At 73.7% G+C, this 16,513-nt stretch carries 15 protein-coding genes; 5 read left to right on the top strand and 10 right to left on the bottom strand.

Annotated features, from left to right (window positions below; all coding sequences use genetic code 11):
* Positions 1-21: 21 nt before the first annotated feature.
* A complete protein-coding gene (locus tag NYF13_RS20125; protein ID WP_315658795.1) occupies positions 22-1,422 on the bottom strand; it encodes a short-chain fatty acyl-CoA regulator family protein in 1,401 nt (466 codons plus the stop codon).
* A 202-nt stretch (positions 1,423-1,624) separates the two neighbouring features.
* Here NYF13_RS20125 and NYF13_RS20120 point away from each other — a divergent pair, with 202 nt between their 5' ends.
* The 3 genes from NYF13_RS20120 to NYF13_RS20110 are packed head-to-tail and all read left to right on the top strand — an operon-like array spanning position 1,625 to position 5,156.
* Complete coding sequence (locus NYF13_RS20120) at positions 1,625-3,106, top strand: MmgE/PrpD family protein (RefSeq protein WP_315658794.1); 1,482 nt, start codon at positions 1,625-1,627, stop codon at positions 3,104-3,106.
* Positions 3,106-3,999 (top strand): methylisocitrate lyase, encoded by an 894-nt coding sequence (gene prpB / locus NYF13_RS20115; protein ID WP_315658792.1) that lies wholly within the window; start codon positions 3,106-3,108, stop codon positions 3,997-3,999. The genes NYF13_RS20120 and prpB overlap by 1 nt, the downstream gene beginning before the upstream one ends.
* 38 nt (positions 4,000-4,037) lie before the next feature.
* Positions 4,038-5,156, top strand: coding sequence for a bifunctional 2-methylcitrate synthase/citrate synthase (locus tag NYF13_RS20110; protein ID WP_315658790.1), 1,119 nt, complete (start codon positions 4,038-4,040; stop codon positions 5,154-5,156).
* A gap of 306 nt (positions 5,157-5,462) precedes the next feature.
* Here NYF13_RS20110 and NYF13_RS20105 read toward each other — a convergent pair whose 3' ends face one another.
* Positions 5,463-6,053 (bottom strand): GNAT family N-acetyltransferase, encoded by a 591-nt coding sequence (locus tag NYF13_RS20105; protein ID WP_315660372.1) that lies wholly within the window; start codon positions 6,051-6,053, stop codon positions 5,463-5,465.
* A 528-nt stretch (positions 6,054-6,581) separates the two neighbouring features.
* Here NYF13_RS20105 and NYF13_RS20100 point away from each other — a divergent pair.
* Positions 6,582-7,307 carry a trypsin-like serine protease gene (locus tag NYF13_RS20100; protein ID WP_315658789.1) on the top strand — a complete coding sequence of 242 codons (726 nt, stop codon included), beginning with the start codon at positions 6,582-6,584 and terminating at the stop codon, positions 7,305-7,307.
* Between the two features lie 42 nt (positions 7,308-7,349).
* On the opposite strand, the gene NYF13_RS20095 is transcribed toward NYF13_RS20100, so the two are convergent.
* Together NYF13_RS20095 and NYF13_RS20090 are read right to left on the bottom strand one after the other, a co-directional pair.
* Positions 7,350-9,347: a LamG-like jellyroll fold domain-containing protein gene (locus NYF13_RS20095; RefSeq protein WP_315658787.1), complete on the bottom strand. Its 1,998-nt coding sequence runs from the start codon at positions 9,345-9,347 to the stop codon at positions 7,350-7,352.
* Between the two features lie 392 nt (positions 9,348-9,739).
* Positions 9,740-10,879: an NAD(P)/FAD-dependent oxidoreductase gene (locus NYF13_RS20090; RefSeq protein ID WP_315658786.1), complete on the bottom strand. Its 1,140-nt coding sequence runs from the start codon at positions 10,877-10,879 to the stop codon at positions 9,740-9,742.
* Between the two features lie 110 nt (positions 10,880-10,989).
* On the opposite strand from NYF13_RS20090, the gene NYF13_RS20085 reads away from it, so the two are divergent.
* Positions 10,990-11,565, top strand: a complete 576-nt coding sequence (locus NYF13_RS20085; RefSeq protein WP_315658784.1) for a TetR/AcrR family transcriptional regulator — start codon at positions 10,990-10,992, stop codon at positions 11,563-11,565.
* A 7-nt stretch (positions 11,566-11,572) separates the two neighbouring features.
* Here the strand turns inward: NYF13_RS20085 and NYF13_RS20080 are convergent, their stop codons facing one another.
* The 6 genes from NYF13_RS20080 to NYF13_RS20055 all read right to left on the bottom strand — a co-directional run bounded on the left by NYF13_RS20080 (position 11,573) and on the right by NYF13_RS20055 (position 16,474).
* Positions 11,573-12,640 (bottom strand): GDSL-type esterase/lipase family protein, encoded by a 1,068-nt coding sequence (locus tag NYF13_RS20080; RefSeq protein ID WP_315658783.1) that lies wholly within the window; start codon positions 12,638-12,640, stop codon positions 11,573-11,575.
* Positions 12,641-12,659: 19 nt separating this feature from the next.
* Positions 12,660-13,556, bottom strand: a complete 897-nt coding sequence (locus NYF13_RS20075; protein ID WP_315658782.1) for an NADP-dependent oxidoreductase — start codon at positions 13,554-13,556, stop codon at positions 12,660-12,662.
* 427 nt (positions 13,557-13,983) lie between these two features.
* The gene (locus NYF13_RS20070) at positions 13,984-14,292 is read right to left on the bottom strand and encodes a hypothetical protein (protein WP_315658781.1); all 309 of its coding nucleotides are present in this window, start codon (positions 14,290-14,292) and stop codon (positions 13,984-13,986) included.
* Between the two features lie 145 nt (positions 14,293-14,437).
* A complete protein-coding gene (locus tag NYF13_RS20065) occupies positions 14,438-14,992 on the bottom strand; it encodes a TetR/AcrR family transcriptional regulator (protein ID WP_315658780.1) in 555 nt (184 codons plus the stop codon).
* Entirely contained in the window at positions 14,989-16,347 is a 1,359-nt protein-coding gene (locus NYF13_RS20060) for an amidase (protein ID WP_315658779.1), read from the bottom strand. The genes NYF13_RS20065 and NYF13_RS20060 overlap by 4 nt, the downstream gene beginning before the upstream one ends.
* Positions 16,334-16,474: a hypothetical protein gene (locus NYF13_RS20055; protein ID WP_315658777.1), complete on the bottom strand. Its 141-nt coding sequence runs from the start codon at positions 16,472-16,474 to the stop codon at positions 16,334-16,336. The genes NYF13_RS20060 and NYF13_RS20055 overlap by 14 nt, the downstream gene beginning before the upstream one ends.
* Positions 16,475-16,513: the final 39 nt, after the last annotated feature.

Here is a 16,513-nt window from a genome sequence, read left to right as displayed (position 1 = left end):
GATGGCGCGGCGGTGCGGTCCTCAGCCCTGCGGCGGGTAGGGCAGCAGGCTGCTGGTGTGCTCGTCCACCCGCAGGGTCTTGCCGATCGCCGGGAAGGCGCGTTGCGGGCAGGCCGGGCGCTCGCAGACCTTGCAGCCCATGCCGATCGGGGTGATGGCGGCGTCGGCGCCCAGGGCGAGGCCGGCGGAGTAGACCAGGCGGCGGGCGTGGCGCAGTTCGCAGCCGAGGCCGATCGCGAAGGTCTTGCCGGGGTCGCCGTGGCCGCCGACCGCGCGGGTGACCGTGCGGGCCAGCCAGAAGTACTTCTGGCCGTCCGGCAGCTCGGCCACCTGGGTGAGGATCCGGCCGGGCGAGCCGAACGCCTCGTAGACGATCCACAGTGGACACGAACCGCCGACCCGGGAGAAGTGGAACCCGGTGGCGGACTGGCGTTTCGAGATGTTGCCGGCCCGGTCGACCCGGACGAACGAGAACGGCACGCCGCGGGTGCGCGGGCGCTGGAGCGTGGAGAGCCGGTGGCAGACCGTCTCGAAGCCCACGCCGAAGTGGTCGGACAGCCGGGTGAGGTCGTAGCGGTACCGCTCGGCGGCGCCGAGGAAGACCCGGTAGGGCAGCACCAGCGCGCCGGCGTAGTAGTTGGCCAGCCCGATCCGGGCCAGCCGCCGGGCGGTGTCACCGCTGAAGCCGCCGGTGCCGACCAGCCGCTCGATGGTGTCACCCGCCTCCAGCAGCGCCAGCTCCGAGCCGAGCCGGAACGCGGCCTGGCCCGGGCGCAGGCCGGGGGACAGGTGCAGCACGCGGGTCGCGGGGTCGAAACGGTGCTGCTCGGTGCCCAGCGCCGTCGAGCCGACCTGCACCCCGTGGCGCTCCCGCAGGCCCGCGCTCAGCCCGGACCGCAGGTCACCGGGGGTGAGCCGCAGCTCGGCGGCCAGCCTCTCCGCCGGCTCGTCCAGCTCGGCCACGTGGTTGCGACGCCGGTAGAACCAGTCGCGGATCTCCTCGTGCGGCTGCTGCGAGGCGGTGCGGTCCAAACCCTGCTCGGACACCAGGGTCGCGATGTTCTCCACCGCCTCCCGGTACCGCCGGTGCAGGCCGACCAGGGTGCGCGCGACCTCGGGGAGCTTGGTGGTCAGCTCGTCGACCTCGCCCGCCGACAGCGAGCCGGTGACCGTGTCGTCGGCGAAGACCTCGCGCACGTCGGCGACCAGCCGGGCGACGTCCTGCGGGGCGAAGAACTCCGCGTCCACGCCGAAGTGCCCGGTGAGCCGCAGCAGCACCGGCAGGGTCAGCGGACGGCCGTTGTGCTCCAGCTGGTTGACGTAGCTGGGGGAGATCTCCAGCAGCCGGGCCAGCTCGGACTGGCTCATCGACCGGTCCTCCCGCAGCTGGCGGAGCCGGGCGCCGGCGTACATCTTCTCCATTCCCGGACTGTAACAACTTTGACAAACCAAGCCCGAACGTTCACAGGAATTCACAGAGCACAACTATCGACCGGCACGGTCTCCCGGTGTCAGGCTGGAGGTCCGGCACCACAGAATTCACAGGTACCGCGAGGGTCCGCTGCGGCTGAGCGGCCCCGGACCCGAAGCCCGGCCGTGATTTCCCCGTTCACGAAGGAAAGTGATGATCGACCACACCGTCCGCACCTACCGGTCCGCCGAGCCGCTGCCGCGCGAGCAGCAACTGGCCTGGAAGCTGGCCGCGGTCGCCACCGATCCCGTCCCGGTGCTCCCCGAGGTGGCCGAGATGGTGGTCAACCGGGTGATCGACAACGCGTCGGTGGCCGCGGCGTCGCTGTCCCGCCGCCCGGTCCGGGTCGCCCGTGACCAGGCCCTGGCCCATCCCGGGACGCCGGGGGCGACCGTGTTCGGCGGGCCCGGCCGGTACGCCCCGGAGTGGGCGGCCTGGGCCAACGGCGTGGCCGTGCGCGAGCTGGACTACCACGACACCTTCCTGGCCGCGGACTACTCGCACCCGGGCGACAACATCCCGCCGATCCTGGCCGTCGCCCAGCACACCGGCCGCACCGGCGCCGACCTGGTCCGCGGCATCGCCGCCGGGTACGAGCTGCAGGTCGGCCTGGTCCGCGGGATCTGCCTGCACGAGCACAAGATCGACCACATCGCCCACCTCGGCCCCTCGGTCGCGGGCGGGCTGGGCGCCCTGCTCGGCCTGGACACCGCGACGGTGTACCAGGCGATCGGGCAGGCCCTGCACACCACCACGACCACCCGGCAGTCGCGCAAGGGCGAGATCTCCTCGTGGAAGGCCTACGCACCGGCGTTCGCCGGTAAGGCCGCGATCGAGGCCGTCGACCGGGCCCTGCGCGGGGAGGGCGCGCCGAGCCCGGTGTACGAGGGTGAGGACGGGGTCATCGCCTGGCTGCTGGGCGGGCCGGACGCGCGCTACACCGTCCCACTGCCCGGTCCGGGCGAGCCGAAGCGAGCCATTTTAAACACGTTCACCAAGGAGCATTCGGCGGAGTACCAGAGCCAGGCGCTGATCGACCTGGCGCGGCGGCTCGGCCCCCGGGTCGGCGAGCTGGGCCGGGTGGCGCGGATCGTGATCCACACCAGCCACCACACCCACCACGTGATCGGCTCCGGCTCGGGCGACCCGCAGAAGTACGACCCGAAGGCCAGCCGCGAGACGCTGGACCACTCCGTTCCGTACATCTTCGCCGTCGCCCTGCAGGACGGCGCCTGGCACCACGAGCGGTCCTACGCCCCGGAGCGGGCGAACCGGCCGGACACCGTGGAGCTGTGGCAGAAGATCAGCACCGTCGAGGACCCCGAGTGGACCCGCCGCTACCACGAGCCGGAGCCGGCGTTCGGCGGCCGGGTGGAGGTCGTGCTGGCCGACGGCACCACGCTGGACGACGAGATCGCGGTCGCCGACGCGCACCCGGCCGGGGCGCGCCCGTTCACCCGGGAGCAGTACGTGGCGAAGTTCCGCGCCCTGGCCGAGGGCGTGATCACCCCGTCCGATCAGGACCGGTTCCTCGACGCGGTGTCACGGCTGGCCGAGCTGGACGCGGCCGAGGTGCGCGAGCTGGCCCTCCCGGCGACGATCGACGCGACACCCGCGACGAAGGGGATCTTCTGATGCTGCACGCCACACCCACCGCCGCCCGGAAGCGGGCGGCCTTCCGCGCCGGGCTCAACTCCGGAACGCTGCAACGGTTCCCGGGCGCGTTCAACCCGCTGAGCGCGAAGCTGGTCGAAAAGCACGGCTTCGACGGCGTGTACATCTCCGGCGCGGTGCTCTCGGCCGACCTCGGCCTGCCCGACATCGGCCTGACCACGCTCACCGAGGTGGCGGGCCGGTCCCAGCAGATCGCCCGGGTCACCGCGCTGCCCGCGCTGGTCGACGCGGACACCGGCTTCGGCGAGCCGATGAACGCCGCCCGCACCGTGCAGGTGCTCGAAGACGCCGGGGTCGCCGGGATGCACCTGGAGGACCAGGTCAACCCGAAGCGCTGCGGGCACCTCGAAGGCAAGGACGTGGTCGCGCGCGAGGTCGCGGTGCGGCGGATCTCCGCCGCGGTCGCCGCCCGGCGCGACCCGGACTTCGTCATCGCCGCCCGCACCGACGCGGCGGGGGTGCACGGGCTCGGCGACGCGATCGACCGGGCCAAGGCCTTCGCCGACGCCGGGGCCGACCTGATCTTCCCCGAGGCGATGCGCGGGCCCGCCGACTTCGAGCGGATGCGGGCCGCGGTCGACGTGCCGATCCTGGCCAACATGACCGAATTCGGCCAGAGCGAGCTGCTGGACGCGAAGACCCTGGAATCGCTGGGCGTCAACCTGGTGATCTACCCGGTCACCCTGCTGCGGCTCGCCATGGGGGCGGCCGAGCACGGCCTGCGCACCCTTTCCGAGCAGGGCACGCAGAAGAGCCTGCTCGGCCGGATGCAGCACCGCCGGGACCTCTACGAGCTGCTGGACTACGAATCCTACAACACCTTCGACGAGAACATCTTCACCTTCCGCGTCTGAAATTGTCCGGACGCCCGAACTCGACCCAGGGGGCCATCATGTCTGCACCTACCATCCACAAAGGACTCGACGGGGTCGTCGTCGACACCACTGCGGTCTCCATGGTCAACCCGGACACCAACTCGCTGACCTACCGCGGCTACCCGGTGCCGGAGCTGGCCGCGCACTGCAGCTTCGAAGAAGTGGCCTACCTGCTCTGGCACGGCCAGCTCCCGGACCCGGCCGAGCTGGCCGGGCAGAACGAGCGGGAGCGGGCCCAGCGCGGACTGCCGCCCGAACTGGTGACGACCCTGCTCGCGCTGCCCGGCTCCGCGCACCCGATGGACACGCTGCGCACCGCGGTCAGCATCCTCGGCGCCCACGACCCGAGTGAGGACGACAACTCACCCGAAGCCAATCAGGCCAAGGCATTGCGGCTGTTCGCCGTGCTGCCCTCGGTGGTGGCGCTCACCCAGCGGCGCCGCCGCGGCCTGCGCCCGCTCGCACCGCGCGAAGACCTCGGGTACGCGGAGAACTTCCTGTACCTGACCCTCGGCGAAGTCCCGGAGCCGGTGATCGTCCGCGCCTTCGAAACCTCGCTGGTGCTCTACGCCGAGCACAGCTTCAACGCGTCCACTTTCACCTCGCGGGTGGTCACCTCGACCCTGTCGGACCTCTACAGCGCCGTCACCGCCGCGATCGGCGCGCTCAAGGGGCCGCTGCACGGCGGGGCCAACGAGGCGGTGATGGCCGCGTTCGAGGAGATCGGCTCGGCCGGGCAGGCCGGGGCGTGGCTGGAGAAAGCGCTTTCCGATCGGCGCAAGATCATGGGTTTCGGGCACCGCGTGTACAAGAAGGGCGATTCGCGCGTTCCGGCCATGCGCCGGGCGCTGCAGGAGGTGGCCGAACTGCGCGGGGGCCACGAACTGCTCGACCGGTACGAAGCACTGGCCCGGGCGATGTACGCGGCGAAGGGCCTGCACCCGAACCTGGACTACCCGGCGGGCCCGGCCTACCACCTGATGGGCTTCGACACCCCGGTGTTCACGCCGATCTTCGTGGCCGCGCGGATCACCGGCTGGACCGCGCACATCACCGAGCAGCTCGCGGCGAACAGCCTGATCCGCCCGTCCAGCACCTACAGCGGCGAGCCCCAGCGCGCGGTCGGCCGCTCCTGAAGCCCGGGCTCGGCGCCGGGTGCACGATCCGTGTCACCAGGAGGATCCGCACAGCTGGGCCCGAGCTTCCCGCGACGCCGCGATCACCCCGGTCCCGGCCGGTCGGCCGCGAATCGGCCCGGCACCAGGAGTTCGGCGCTGACGAGACGCGTTGTCGCTTTCGTGGGTGCCCGGCCGGGGCGAGGCCGTTCGTCGTCGCGCTGGACCTGCCGATCCGGTGTGAGACGGCCCGAGATCGTGCTGAACGCGGCCCTCGGGCGGGATCCCGTGACGCCGCTCCCGTTGGGCGCTGGCCGGTCCGAGCTTTCAGGAGTGGTGTTCGGCGCGCCAGTGGCGACCGCGCCGGGGGGTCCGCCAGTGCCGGCCCCGCCACGGCCGGGCCGGGCCGGGGGCGGCGGCCGACGCCGGGCGGCGCGCGGCGAAATGGTCGGCGGTGATGGCCATCAGCACCGGGTACCGGACCTGGCCGGGCCACAGTTCGGTGTCGCGCGGGCGGCCCTGTTCGTGGAAGCCCAGCCGCGCGTGCAGGGCGAGCGAGGCGAAGTTGCGGCCGTGCACGCTGACTTCGCACTCGCGGTAGCCGCGCTGCTCGAACATGAACCCGAGCAGGGTGGTGACGGCGTCGCCCGCGTAACCGCAGCGGCGGTGGGGCGCGCCGATCCCGATGCCGTAGCTGAAGCGGCCCGAAGCCGGGTCGGCCTGCAGCCAGATCGAGCCGACCAGGGTCTGGCCGTGCCGGGTTTCGATGGCCAGGTGGCGGTCGTCGCCGGGATCGGTCACGTCGGCGCGGTGGGTGGCCCAGTGCCGGTAGCCCCCGGCGGCGGGGCGGCCTTCCGGGACCCGGTCGAAGCCGATCAGGCCACGGCGGTCCTCGGGACGGATGTCGCGCAGCCGCACCGTCCGGCCGAGCCAGCTCTCGGCCAGCGCCGGGGCCAGCGCCGGGGCCAGCGCCGGGGCCAGCACGGAAGCATCCCTGATCATCGGCGGTCATGGTAGCCGGTGCGCCCGGACCCGCCGACGCGGACCGTGGCCCGGCGATCACCCTCCGGCTTCCCCCGGTGACGGCGAGCACCGGCCGGTTCCCGCCATCCCGGCCGATCCGGTGAACGGGGAGGGGTGCTGGGGCCGGACCGCGACCTTGCCGCACCTGATGTGCGCAGTGTGTCCGATGTGGAGCGAGGTCTCTCGCTGCCCGAGCTGGCGCAGCGGTTCCCGCCCGGGGTGGTGCTCGAGCGTGATGGCGGCGGCGGTCTCGGCCCGTTCGACCGGCGAGAACGGGCGGCGAGGCTGCGAGACCCCGGGGCCCTTCGCGCAGGATGACGGTCCCGCGGTTGCGCGGGCCGGTGGCGAAGATCATCATCGTCGGGGTGGGCCGTCGCTCCCGGTCGGACGGCCCTTCGCTGCCGCCGAGCCAAGGACCCGCCCGTGAAGCTGCCTCGCCTGACCTTCCTGCTGCCGCTGGTGGCCCTGGCCACCCTCGCCCCGGCCCCCGCCGCCTCCGCCGTGATCGGCGGCTCGGTGAGCGCGCACGGGCCGTGGGCGGTGCGGATGCTGGTCGACGGCAAGGGGGAGTGCACCGGGACCGCGATCAGCCGCGAGTGGATCATCAGCGCTTCGCACTGCTTCTTCGAGCAGGCCCAGGACATCGCGGATTCCCGCATCGAGTTCCACGTGGGCCGCCTCGACCAGCGCCGGGGCACCGTGGTCCACCCGGTGGCGGGCAGCCGCCGGGGCAGCCCGGTGGCCGACATGATGCTGATCAAGGTGCCGCCGATGGCCGGGGTCACGCCCGCGAAGCTGCCCGCCACCGGGCCGGTGCGCCCGGGCCGGGCCGTGCGTCAGTACGGCTGGGGCGCCACCTGCACCGGCGACGAGAACTCCTGCCAGTCCGACGTGCTCAAGCAGTCGAGCCTGAAGGTGCTGCCCGCCGACGACCCGCGCTGCGACGGGTTCGGCGGCGGGACGGACTTCTGCATGATCAGCGTTTCCGGGGTCCCGGCCGGGGGCGACTCCGGCGGCCCGGTGATGGGCACCGGCGCCGCGGCGGACACGCTGATCGGCGTGTTCGACACCTCCGACCGCGAGCGCATCGCAGGCGCGGGCGAGGTGTCCGGGCAGCTCGGCTGGATCCGCGAGACCATCGCCGGGTGAGGACGATCGCCGGGTGAGGGCGGGCCAGGGCCCGGCCGCCGCTCACCGGGCGGTCATGAACTCCTCGAGCCGCAGGGCCCGCCCGACGATCCGGACGTCGCCGACCCAGCCGTGGAAGACCTGGTCGACCGCGCCGCCGTGGGAGTGGCCGCCGAGCATCCAGGCCAGGCCGAGCGAGGTGATCCCGGCCGAGTCGGTGGACGGGTTGTCCGCCACCGGGGAGCTCTCCACGTACAGCCGGGTGCGGCGGCCGTCGTTGACCACGGCCAGGTGCCACCAGGTGTCCTCGGGCAGTCCGTGGCCCCAGTTGGTGGTGGGGGAGGCCTGGTTCAGCGGGTAGCAGTTGAACTGCGGCTCGCGGCCGTTGTTGGAGATGCTGAGCTGCGCCACCGGCTCCGCCGGGTCGGTGTTGCGGCCGTGCTTGCCCGCGTCACCGGCCTGGCCCCCGCGGCTGAGCACGGACATGAAGCCGTTGGCGTTCGCGTCCCAGTCGAGCGGGATCTTCACGAACGCTTCGATCGTGTAGCCGCGCCGGAAGGTTTCGGCGTTCAGCGGCGCCTGCGCGCCGGTGGCCAGGTACGCGCCGTGCAGCGGGTTGCGGCCGCCGGTGAACCGCAGGCTGGCGTGGCCCGGCTGGTCCGGGTGGTGGTCGGCGGACCAGGTGAGCGCGTCGGCCGCGGTGCACGGCACGCTCTGCGGCGTGAGGTCGTTGCCGCGCCCGGACCGGTCGCGCACCACCGTCCCGCCGGGGACCGGCCGGCCGTCGGCGCCGCCGTCGAACCGCCAGTACGCGAGCGTGCCGGGTACCAGCATCTCCGGCGCCGGGCGCGCGGGCCGGACCGGCACGGGCCGGAATCCCGCGAACCGGCGGTCGAAGTCGAGCGGCACGGAGAAGCGGTCGACCGGGGTGGTCAGCCGTGATTCCAGCGCGGCCATGCGGTTGCGCTCGGCCGGGCGCTGGGCGAGGATCCACGGCGAGATGGTCTCGACGTCGATCGTGTTGCGCTCCAGGTCGAAGTGGTAGAGCCGCAGCATGCCGCCGCCGCCGAAGTAGCGGTTCTGGTAGTTCGTGATGTGCAGGTGGACGTCGTGGCCGGCCGAGTTCGCCTTGGTCACCCGCCCGGAGGGCCAGTAGTGCCCGTTCAGCGTGAGGAAGACCTGGTCGTTGTCCTTGATCAGCCGGTCCCAGACCTGCCGGCCGTAGTCGGTGACCACCGCGTTGTCCTCCGGGTCGCCGGAGGCGTACGGGTAGAGGTCGTCGTCGTAGGTCGAGCCGACGATCTCGTGCGCGGTGAGGATCACCGGCAGCTTCGGGTGGGCCTTGATCACCTGGTCGGCCCAGGTGAACCCGGCGTCGGAGGTCCGCCAGTCCATCGCCAGCAGCAGCCAGTCGCGGCCCGCGGCGCGGAACACGTGCGCGGTGTTGTACCCGCTCGCGTCCGCGCCGAGGAACGACTTCGACCGCCGGAACCGCTGGGGCCCCATGGTCTTCAGGTACGGCGTGCTGCCGCGGGTGTCGTCGCCGGACACGTCGTGGTTGCCGGCCAGCACGCTGTAGGCGACGTCGTGGGCGTCCAGCACCTCGAACGCCCGGCCGACCGCTTCGAACGAGGTGGGGTCCGCGTCCTGCGTCAGGTCGCCGAGGTGGGCCAGGAAGACGATGTTGCACTCGGGGTTGCCGCTCTGGTCGATCACGTAGCGGAACGACGCCTCCTGCGGCTCCGGGGCGATGCTGTTCTGGCTGCCCCAGTACAGGAACTGGGTGTCCGGCATGACGGCGAGGGTGAACTGCGGGCTGTCCGGGTCCGGGTTCCACCGGCCGGTCCCGCCGGGCCACCGGCCCGGGGCGCCGGCGGTGGCACTGGCTGCGGCATCGGTGGTGCCGGGGGTGGCGGCTGACGCGGGCGCACCGGGGAGCGCGCCCAGCGCCGTGGCCCCCACCCCGGCCAGCCCGGCGGTGCGGAGGAAGGTCCGGCGGTTCGGCCCCGCCGGCGCCGGGGAGGAGTTCTCCGGGCAGGAGTCGCTTTCGGTCGAGCGCATGGTGGCCGCCGTCCAGGGGTCTACGGGGAGGATCGATTCCGCTCCGACGCTAGGCACGACCAGCCACCGCCGGGCCAACGCGAGGTGACCGGCACGGGTCGGCTGCCTTACCAGCCCGGCCGGTCCGCCCCGGTTGTCCGGTGCTTGTCCGGTGGCGTCACGAAATGTGCCCTCCCGGTGTCCAAACGCGACGGTCCGGCCGGTGCCGCCGTGCGCCCGGTGTCCGGCCTGGGCGCCGCGGCGACCAGGTCGGCCCCAGCCGCCGCTTCGGCACCGGCGACGACCGGGTGATGCGGACCCCGAGCCCTGACCCCGAGCCTCGAACTCCGGGTGCGCACCGACGCCCACCGGGACCGTTTCGGCGGGTGTAGGGGCACTCGCGCGGCTCGGGGTCAGCCGGCCGGGCCGAGGATGCGCTCGTTGAGCAGTTCCCGGGCGGTTCCGGCGTTGGCGGCCGCGTCCTCGGCCATCAGGGCGCCGATCTCGGCGTCGGCCTCGGCTGCGGCGGCGGCGCGCGGGAACATGACGTCCTCGTAGGCGCGGGCGGCCTGGTCGGGGTCGTCGTGGGTGGTGATGGCGGTGGCCAGGTCGCTGCCGTCGAGCAGGGCCAGGTTCGCGCCGGTGCCGTGGGGTGGCAGGAGGTGCGCGGCGTCGCCGAGGAGGGTGACGCCGGGGGTGTGGTCCCAGCGGTGTCCTGGAGGCAGCACGTAAACGGGGCGGACGACGAACCCGCCTTCAGCGTGGCGGAGGAGGTCGAGCAGGCGGTCGTGCCAGCCGCCGAGGCGGGCCAGGAGGTCGGCGCGCACGGTGTCGGGGTCGGCTGCGGAAAGCCAGCCGAGGGGAACCCCGTCGAATTCGGCGGACACCCGGACGCGGCCGCCGCTGTCGCGCTGGGCGCCCAGCATCGTTTCGCCGGCGCCGGCGACCATGCTGCCGGGGCCGACCAGGGCCGCGAGCGCGGGGTGGCGGGTGCCGGGGTCTTCGAGCACCGTCTCCACCAGGGTCGTGCCGGTGTAGGCGGGGCGGGCGGAGGAGACGGCTGGGCGGGTGCGCGACCAGGCCCCGTCGGCCCCGATCACGAGGTCGAAGTCTTCCGTGGCGCCATCGGCGAACGACACCCGCGCGGTGCCATCGTCCAGCGCGGTGACGGTGTCCGGAGAGTGTCCCCAGCGGACCGTGCCGGGGGAGAGCGACTCCAGCAGCAGCGCGCGCAACTGGCTGCGGTCGATCTCGGGCGCGTACGCCTCGGCCGGCTCTTCCCGGTGCACCAGCGCACCGGTGACCGGGTCCACCAGGCGCAGCTCTTGCGCCTCCGCGCGGGCCAGCTCGCGGAACCGGCCGAGCAGGCCGATCGCCCGCAGCGCGGCCTGGCCGGTGGGCTGGTGCAGGTCGAGCACTCCGCCCTGCGAGCGCGCGGACGCCGAAGCCTCGCGCTCGAACACGGTCACCGGGCGGCCGCCGGCCTGGAGACCGCGGGCACAGGCCAGGCCGCCGATCCCGGCTCCGATCACCGCGATGCGGAGAGAGTTCATGAGAAGCGGGTCCTTCCGGTTCGAGGTGCACCCCCAGGCAAGCACCTCCCCGGACAAAGTGCAACGACTTAAAACTTTGAGCACTACACTTTTACGGCTAAGCTGGGGGAGTGGACGAACCGCCCGGGCGCCGGGAGCGCAAGAAGGCCCGGACCCGCCGGGTGCTGGCCGACGCCGCGATGGAGCTGTTCCAGGCCCGCGGCTACGACGCGGTGAGCGTCAAGGAGGTGGCCGAGGCGGCGGACGTCTCGGTGACCACGCTGTTCAATCACTTCCCCAGCAAGGAGGCCCTGGTTTTCGACCTCGACGGCGACGTCGAAGCGGGGCTGGTGGCCGCGGTGCGCGACCGCGGCGGCCGGTCCGTCCCCGCGGCCCTGCGCGAGCACCTCCGGCTGCGGATGGCCGACCGGCCCGCCCGGCCGGAGATCGCGGCGTTCCGGAGCCTGGTCGAGCAGTCTCCGGCCCTGCGGGCCTACGCCGACCGGATGTGGCTGCGGCACGAGACCGCGCTGGCTGAGGCGATCGCCGCCGACGCGGGGGTGGCGGCCGACGACGTCACCTGCGCCGCCCTCGCCCGGTTCGCCCTCGAAGCGGTCGGGGTGGCGCGCCGGTATCCCGACGCGCCCGGGGGGATCGACCTGATCTTCGGCCTGCTCGACCGCGGGTGGTCGGTCGTCCGGCCCTGAGCCGGGTTCAGCGGGCCGTCGGCAGGTGCGGGCCCACCAGCAGCCGGGCGGCCCGTTCGCCCATGCGCAGGTGCGCGGCCGGGTCCGGGTGCAGGCCGTCGGGCAGGGCCCCGGCCTCGGCCGGGCCGAGCAGTTCGTGGCCGTCGAGGAAGTGCAGCGCCGGGTCTTCGCGGGCGCCCGCGACCTTGGCCAGCAGCGAGCGGACGTCCTCCAGGGTCAGCACCCCGGGTCCGTGGGGGAGGCGCTCCGGCGCGGCGCACGCGGTCGGCGACACGAGCACGATCCGCGCGTCCGGGTGGCCTTCGCGGATCGTGTCCAGGAACCCGTGCACGGCCGGGACGAAGGTGCGCTCGACCATCATCGCCTTGCCGACGATGTTGATCCCCAGCTTGAGCGTGACCAGGTCGGCGGGGGTGTCCCGGATGGCGCGGGCCACCTCCGGGTCGAGCACGGCGCTGCCGGAGAAGCCGAGGTTGGTCAGCGCCGCGCCGGTCTCCAGCGCGGCGAGGGCCGGCCAGGTCAGGGTCGGGGCCGGCGCCTCCAGCCCGTGGCTGATCGAGGAGCCGTGGTGCACCCAAGCCGGACCGGGCGCCGGGGCCGGGGTGAGCAGCGGCGCGTCGGCGCTCAGCCCGCGCAGCTCGACCACCGCGCCGTGCGGCAGCCAGATTTCGACGTCCTTCTCCCCGGAGGGCAGGTCTTCGAACCGCACCGTCTCGGGGCGGCCGGGGCTCAGCCGGACCTCGGAGAAGTCCTTGGTGAAGCTGAACACGTCGCCTTCGGTGGCCGGGACCCGGGCGAGCACCGTGCCGTCGACGGCGAGGTCGAACGACGCGGGCACCAGCCCGTCGGGCAGCCGCGGCACGGTGACGTGCACGTCCAGCGCCAGTGACTGCGCGGCCGTGCGCAGGCGCAGCCGGACCCCGGCCGCGTGCGAGACGACCAGCTCCATCAGTTCGTCGGCCAGCCGCGGCCGGGTCCAGGCCGGCAGCCGCCGCGGCCGGACGCCGGACGGGGTGCGCTCCAGGTCGAGTGCGCCGAGGATGCTGACCCGGGGATAGGGGAAGTGCTGGTTCACGGTGTGCTCCTCGGGGGTTTCAGCCGGCCAGCAGGATGAGTTTCCCGCGCACCTGCCCGGCTTCGCCGACCCGGTGGGCCTCGGCGATGTCGGCCAGTGCGAAGGTCCGGCCGATCGGGACTTCGAACCGGCCGGACTCGACCAGCCCGCCGATCCGGCCCAGGGCGTAGAGGGCGCGTCCGCCGTCGCCACGGCTGAACCGGACGCCGTACCGCTGCGCGCCCGCGAAGTCGGCGATCGTGAGGACCCGCTCCGGTCCGGCGGCCAGCTCGATCAGCTCGGGCAGGACGCCGCTGCCGGCCACGTCCAGCGCCCGGTCGACCCCACCGGCGAGCCCGCGGACCCGCTCGGCCAGGCCGTCCCCGTAGGTGACGGGTTCGGCGCCGAGGGCGCGGACCCGGTCGTGCGAACCGGGGCCACAGGTGCCGATCACCCGGGCCCCGCGGGCGCTCGCGAGCTGGACGGCGGTGCGGCCGATGCTGCCCGAGGCCCCGTTGACCAGCAGGGTCTCCCCGTCCTGGACACCGAGCTGATCGAGGGCCCGCGCGGCCGTCTCGACGGCGACCGGCAGGGCGGCGGCCTCCGCGAAGCCGAGGGAGGGCGGGATCGGCGCGTAGTGAACCAGCACGGTCAGCTCGGCCTGCGCGGCGCCCGCGGAGAACCCGAAGACGCGGTCCCCGGCGGCGACGTCGGTGACCCCTTCGCCGAGCCGGTCGACCACGCCCGCCGCCTCGTAGCCCAGGGTCTGCGGAAGCTCCTGGTCCATCCGGCCCTGGCGCTTCTTCCAGTCGCTCGCGTTGACCCCGGCGGCGCGCACGGCGACCCGGACCTCGCCGGGGCCGGGGACCGGGTCCGGCAGCTCGACGAGTTCGAGGACTTCCGGGCCGCCGAACCGGCTGAAGCGCGCTGCCTGCATGGGTGGTTCCGTTCTGGGTGAAAGACCTGTACGAACACTGTTCTACTTACGAATGTAGTTCGTGTCAACTCCGGGTCAGCCCGTGTCCACAGTGGAGCTTGGGTGGGTGCGGGCGGCCATGGCCGCCGGACGCTGGGTGAACCAGCGGACTCGGCCCGCGCCTGGAGCACGGCGAGGAGAGCGTCCCTGGCCAGGCACCGGCCCGGTTTCGCACGGTCTCACCGCATCGAAGTGGCCGGCACCGTCGCGTTCCGCGACCAGGACGGGGCCAGTGAGGCCGCTGGGTGGTTCCTCGTGGGCTGCGACGGCAGCAACGGCGTGACCCGCGCGGCCCTGTCGCCCGCGCTGGTCCGGCGGTTCACCCGGGACCACGGCGTCGCCTGGCCGGCCCTGCTCGCGCAGGCGCACCGAGCCTGGAGGCGGTCACCTACGCCGTGCACGAGCGCGGGTTCGGCGTCCACATGGCCGGGCTGTTCCACCAGTCGACGGCGGCCAGCAACGCCGCGTTCGCCGACCTGGTCCGGGTGGTCGACGTCGCCGGCAGCGGCGGGGTGCTGCTTTCCCTTGTGCTCGTGATGAATTCGGCCGCGCGGGGCATCCTGCTGGAGAGCCCCCACGCTTCGGCCGCGGCCGAAGCGATCCTGGTCCCGGTGGCCGGGCGCTGCACCCTCGTCCCGGGCGACTTCACCCGGTCCGTGTCCGCCGGATCACTGGCCGTCGCCCGGGACGTCCACATGCTGGGCAACGTGGGCGGCCGCGAGCGCGCCGAATCGCACTGCCGCGCCCTGCTGGCGGACGCCGGGTTCGAGCTGACTTCGGTCCTCGCGCTGCCGCTGGGCACCTGGGGGCGGGGGCGTAACACCGTCCTCAGTGGACGGTCTTCAGCCGGGCAGGCCGGCCAGCAGCCGCCGGGCGTAGGCGTGGTCGAGCGCGCCGGGGCGGAACAGGATGCGGTACATCATCGGCGCCACCACGTGGTCGAGGACCGTCTCCACGTCCGGTGCGGCCTCACCGCGGGCGGCGGCCCGGGCGAGGATCGTCTCGACCTGCTCGGCCGCATACGCCGAGCACTGGCCGGCGGAGTCGCCGTTCTCATCGCCGAGCAGGGCGTCGCGGAGGTAGGCGCGGCCCGGGGGTGAGGACATCTCGTCGAGGAACTGCTCGGCCCACGCCGCCAGGTCGTCCGTGAAGCTGCCCCGGTCTTCGGGCGGGCCGTCGGGGCGCAGGCGCCGCACCGCGACGTCGGCCAGCAGTTCGCGAAGGTCGCCCCAGCGGCGGTAGATCGTCGAGGGCGTGACGCCGGCCCGCGTGGCGATCAGCGGGACGGTCAGCGCGGCGCGGCCCGACTCGGCCTCGATTTCCCGGACCGCGGTGTGCACCGACTCCTGGACCCGGGCGCTGCGCCCACCCGGACGGGCCATCGGCTGGGGGCTCATGGCCCCACCTTAAGACCACCACCGCCCGCCACGGCCATCGAGCGTTCGCACGCCTGCCCCGCCCGGAGGAGCAGCGCCTCCTCGTGCGGCCGCCCCATCAGCTGCAGGCCGACCGGCAGCCCGGCCGAGTCGGCGCCGACCGGCACGGTCAAGGCCGGTACTCCGGCGATGTTGGCCGGCGCCGACAGCCGGACGTAGGCGTCGGAGACGGTCTCGGCCGTGCCGTCGGACCAGGTGACGGTCTCCTGCCCGGTCGGCACGGCGGTCATCGGCACGGCCGGGGCGGCGAGCACGTCGACCTCGTCCAGCAGGCGCAGCCAGCGCTCCCGCAGGAGGGCCTGCGCGTGCCGGGCCCGCAGGTGGTCCCCGGCGGGCAGCCGCCGCCCGGCCTCCAGCAGGACCCGGACGTCGGCCGTGTACAGCTCGGGGACGGCGTGCAGCGTGCGCTCGTGGTAGGCGGCGGCCTCGGGGACCATCAGGCCCCACTGGATCGCCTGGAAGTAGCGCGCCATCGGCACCTCCACCTCGACGAGCCGGGCGCCGAGCGCGGCCAGCCCCTCGATCGACCGGCGCACCACGGTTTCCACCTCGGGGTGGACGTGCTCGAAGTAGTGGTTGCGGGGCACGCCCACGCGCAGGCCGGCGAGGTCGCGCGCGGCCGGCGGAGTCGCTTCGCCGGTGAGCACGGGCAGGACCAGCGCGGCGTCTTCGACCGTGCGGGTCAGCGGTCCGACGTGGTCCAGCGACCCCGACAGCGGGACCACGCCGTCGCGCGGCACCAGGCCGTAGGTCGGTTTGAGGCCGACCACGCCGTTCAGCGCGGCGGGCACCCGGATGGAGCCGCCGGTGTCGGTGCCAAGGGCGAAGGCCGCGGTGCCCGCCGCCACGGCGACGGCCGAACCGCCGCTGGAGCCGCCGGCGATGTGGCCTTCCGCCCGCGCGTTCACGGTCTGCGGGGTGATCAGGCCGAAGGCGAACTCGTGGGTGTGGGTCTTGCCCACCAGCACCGCGCCCGCCGCCGCCAGCCGGGCCGCGACGACGCTGTCGGTGCCCGCCCGGTGGCCCTCGCGGACCCGTGAGCCGGCCGTGGTGGGCAGCCCGGCGACGTCGATCAAGTCCTTGAGCCCGAAGGGAATCCCGTGCAACGGCCCGCGCACCCCGCTGCGCGCGATCTCGCGCTCGGCCCGGGCGGCCGCCGCCCGCGCGCGGTCCGCGTCCACGGTGACGTAGGCGTTCAGGCGGGGTTCGGTCTCGGTCAGGCGGGTGAGCACGGAATCGAGCAGCTCGACCGGGGACAGCTCGCGGGAGCGCACGGCCGCCGAGGCCTCGGCCAGCGAAAGCTCAAAGGGCCGCATGGGTTTCCCCCGTCCGGTCGGGCCGGGTCTCGCCGAGGTCCAGCTCGCGCAGGAGGGAGACGATGGACTGGATGTGGTCGGCCGTGGCGGTCACGAGGGCGGCTTCGTCCGGGGTGGGTTCGGGCATCGGGGCTCCAAAAGCTAAGTGTTTGCCTTAAGCGAGGGT

It is taken from the genome of Amycolatopsis sp. PS_44_ISF1 (assembly GCF_032335455.1).
Taxonomy (GTDB): domain Bacteria; phylum Actinomycetota; class Actinomycetes; order Mycobacteriales; family Pseudonocardiaceae; genus Amycolatopsis.
Note: the sequence above shows the minus strand (reverse complement) of the source record. Positions and strands in the feature narration are given on the sequence as shown.

Coding starts and splice junctions, on each gene's coding strand:
- NYF13_RS20125 (WP_315658795.1), bottom strand. CDS start 1,422: ATGGAGAAGATGTACGCCGGCGCCCGGCTCCGCCAGCTGCGGGAGGAC.
- NYF13_RS20120 (WP_315658794.1), top strand. CDS start 1,625: ATGATCGACCACACCGTCCGCACCTACCGGTCCGCCGAGCCGCTGCCG.
- prpB (WP_315658792.1), top strand. CDS start 3,106: ATGCTGCACGCCACACCCACCGCCGCCCGGAAGCGGGCGGCCTTCCGC.
- NYF13_RS20110 (WP_315658790.1), top strand. CDS start 4,038: ATGTCTGCACCTACCATCCACAAAGGACTCGACGGGGTCGTCGTCGAC.
- NYF13_RS20095 (WP_315658787.1), bottom strand. CDS start 9,347: ATGCGCTCGACCGAAAGCGACTCCTGCCCGGAGAACTCCTCCCCGGCG.
- NYF13_RS20090 (WP_315658786.1), bottom strand. CDS start 10,879: ATGAACTCTCTCCGCATCGCGGTGATCGGAGCCGGGATCGGCGGCCTG.
- NYF13_RS20075 (WP_315658782.1), bottom strand. CDS start 13,556: ATGCAGGCAGCGCGCTTCAGCCGGTTCGGCGGCCCGGAAGTCCTCGAA.
- NYF13_RS20070 (WP_315658781.1), bottom strand. CDS start 14,292: ATGTGGACGTCCCGGGCGACGGCCAGTGATCCGGCGGACACGGACCGG.
- NYF13_RS20065 (WP_315658780.1), bottom strand. CDS start 14,992: ATGAGCCCCCAGCCGATGGCCCGTCCGGGTGGGCGCAGCGCCCGGGTC.
- NYF13_RS20060 (WP_315658779.1), bottom strand. CDS start 16,347: ATGCGGCCCTTTGAGCTTTCGCTGGCCGAGGCCTCGGCGGCCGTGCGC.
- NYF13_RS20055 (WP_315658777.1), bottom strand. CDS start 16,474: ATGCCCGAACCCACCCCGGACGAAGCCGCCCTCGTGACCGCCACGGCC.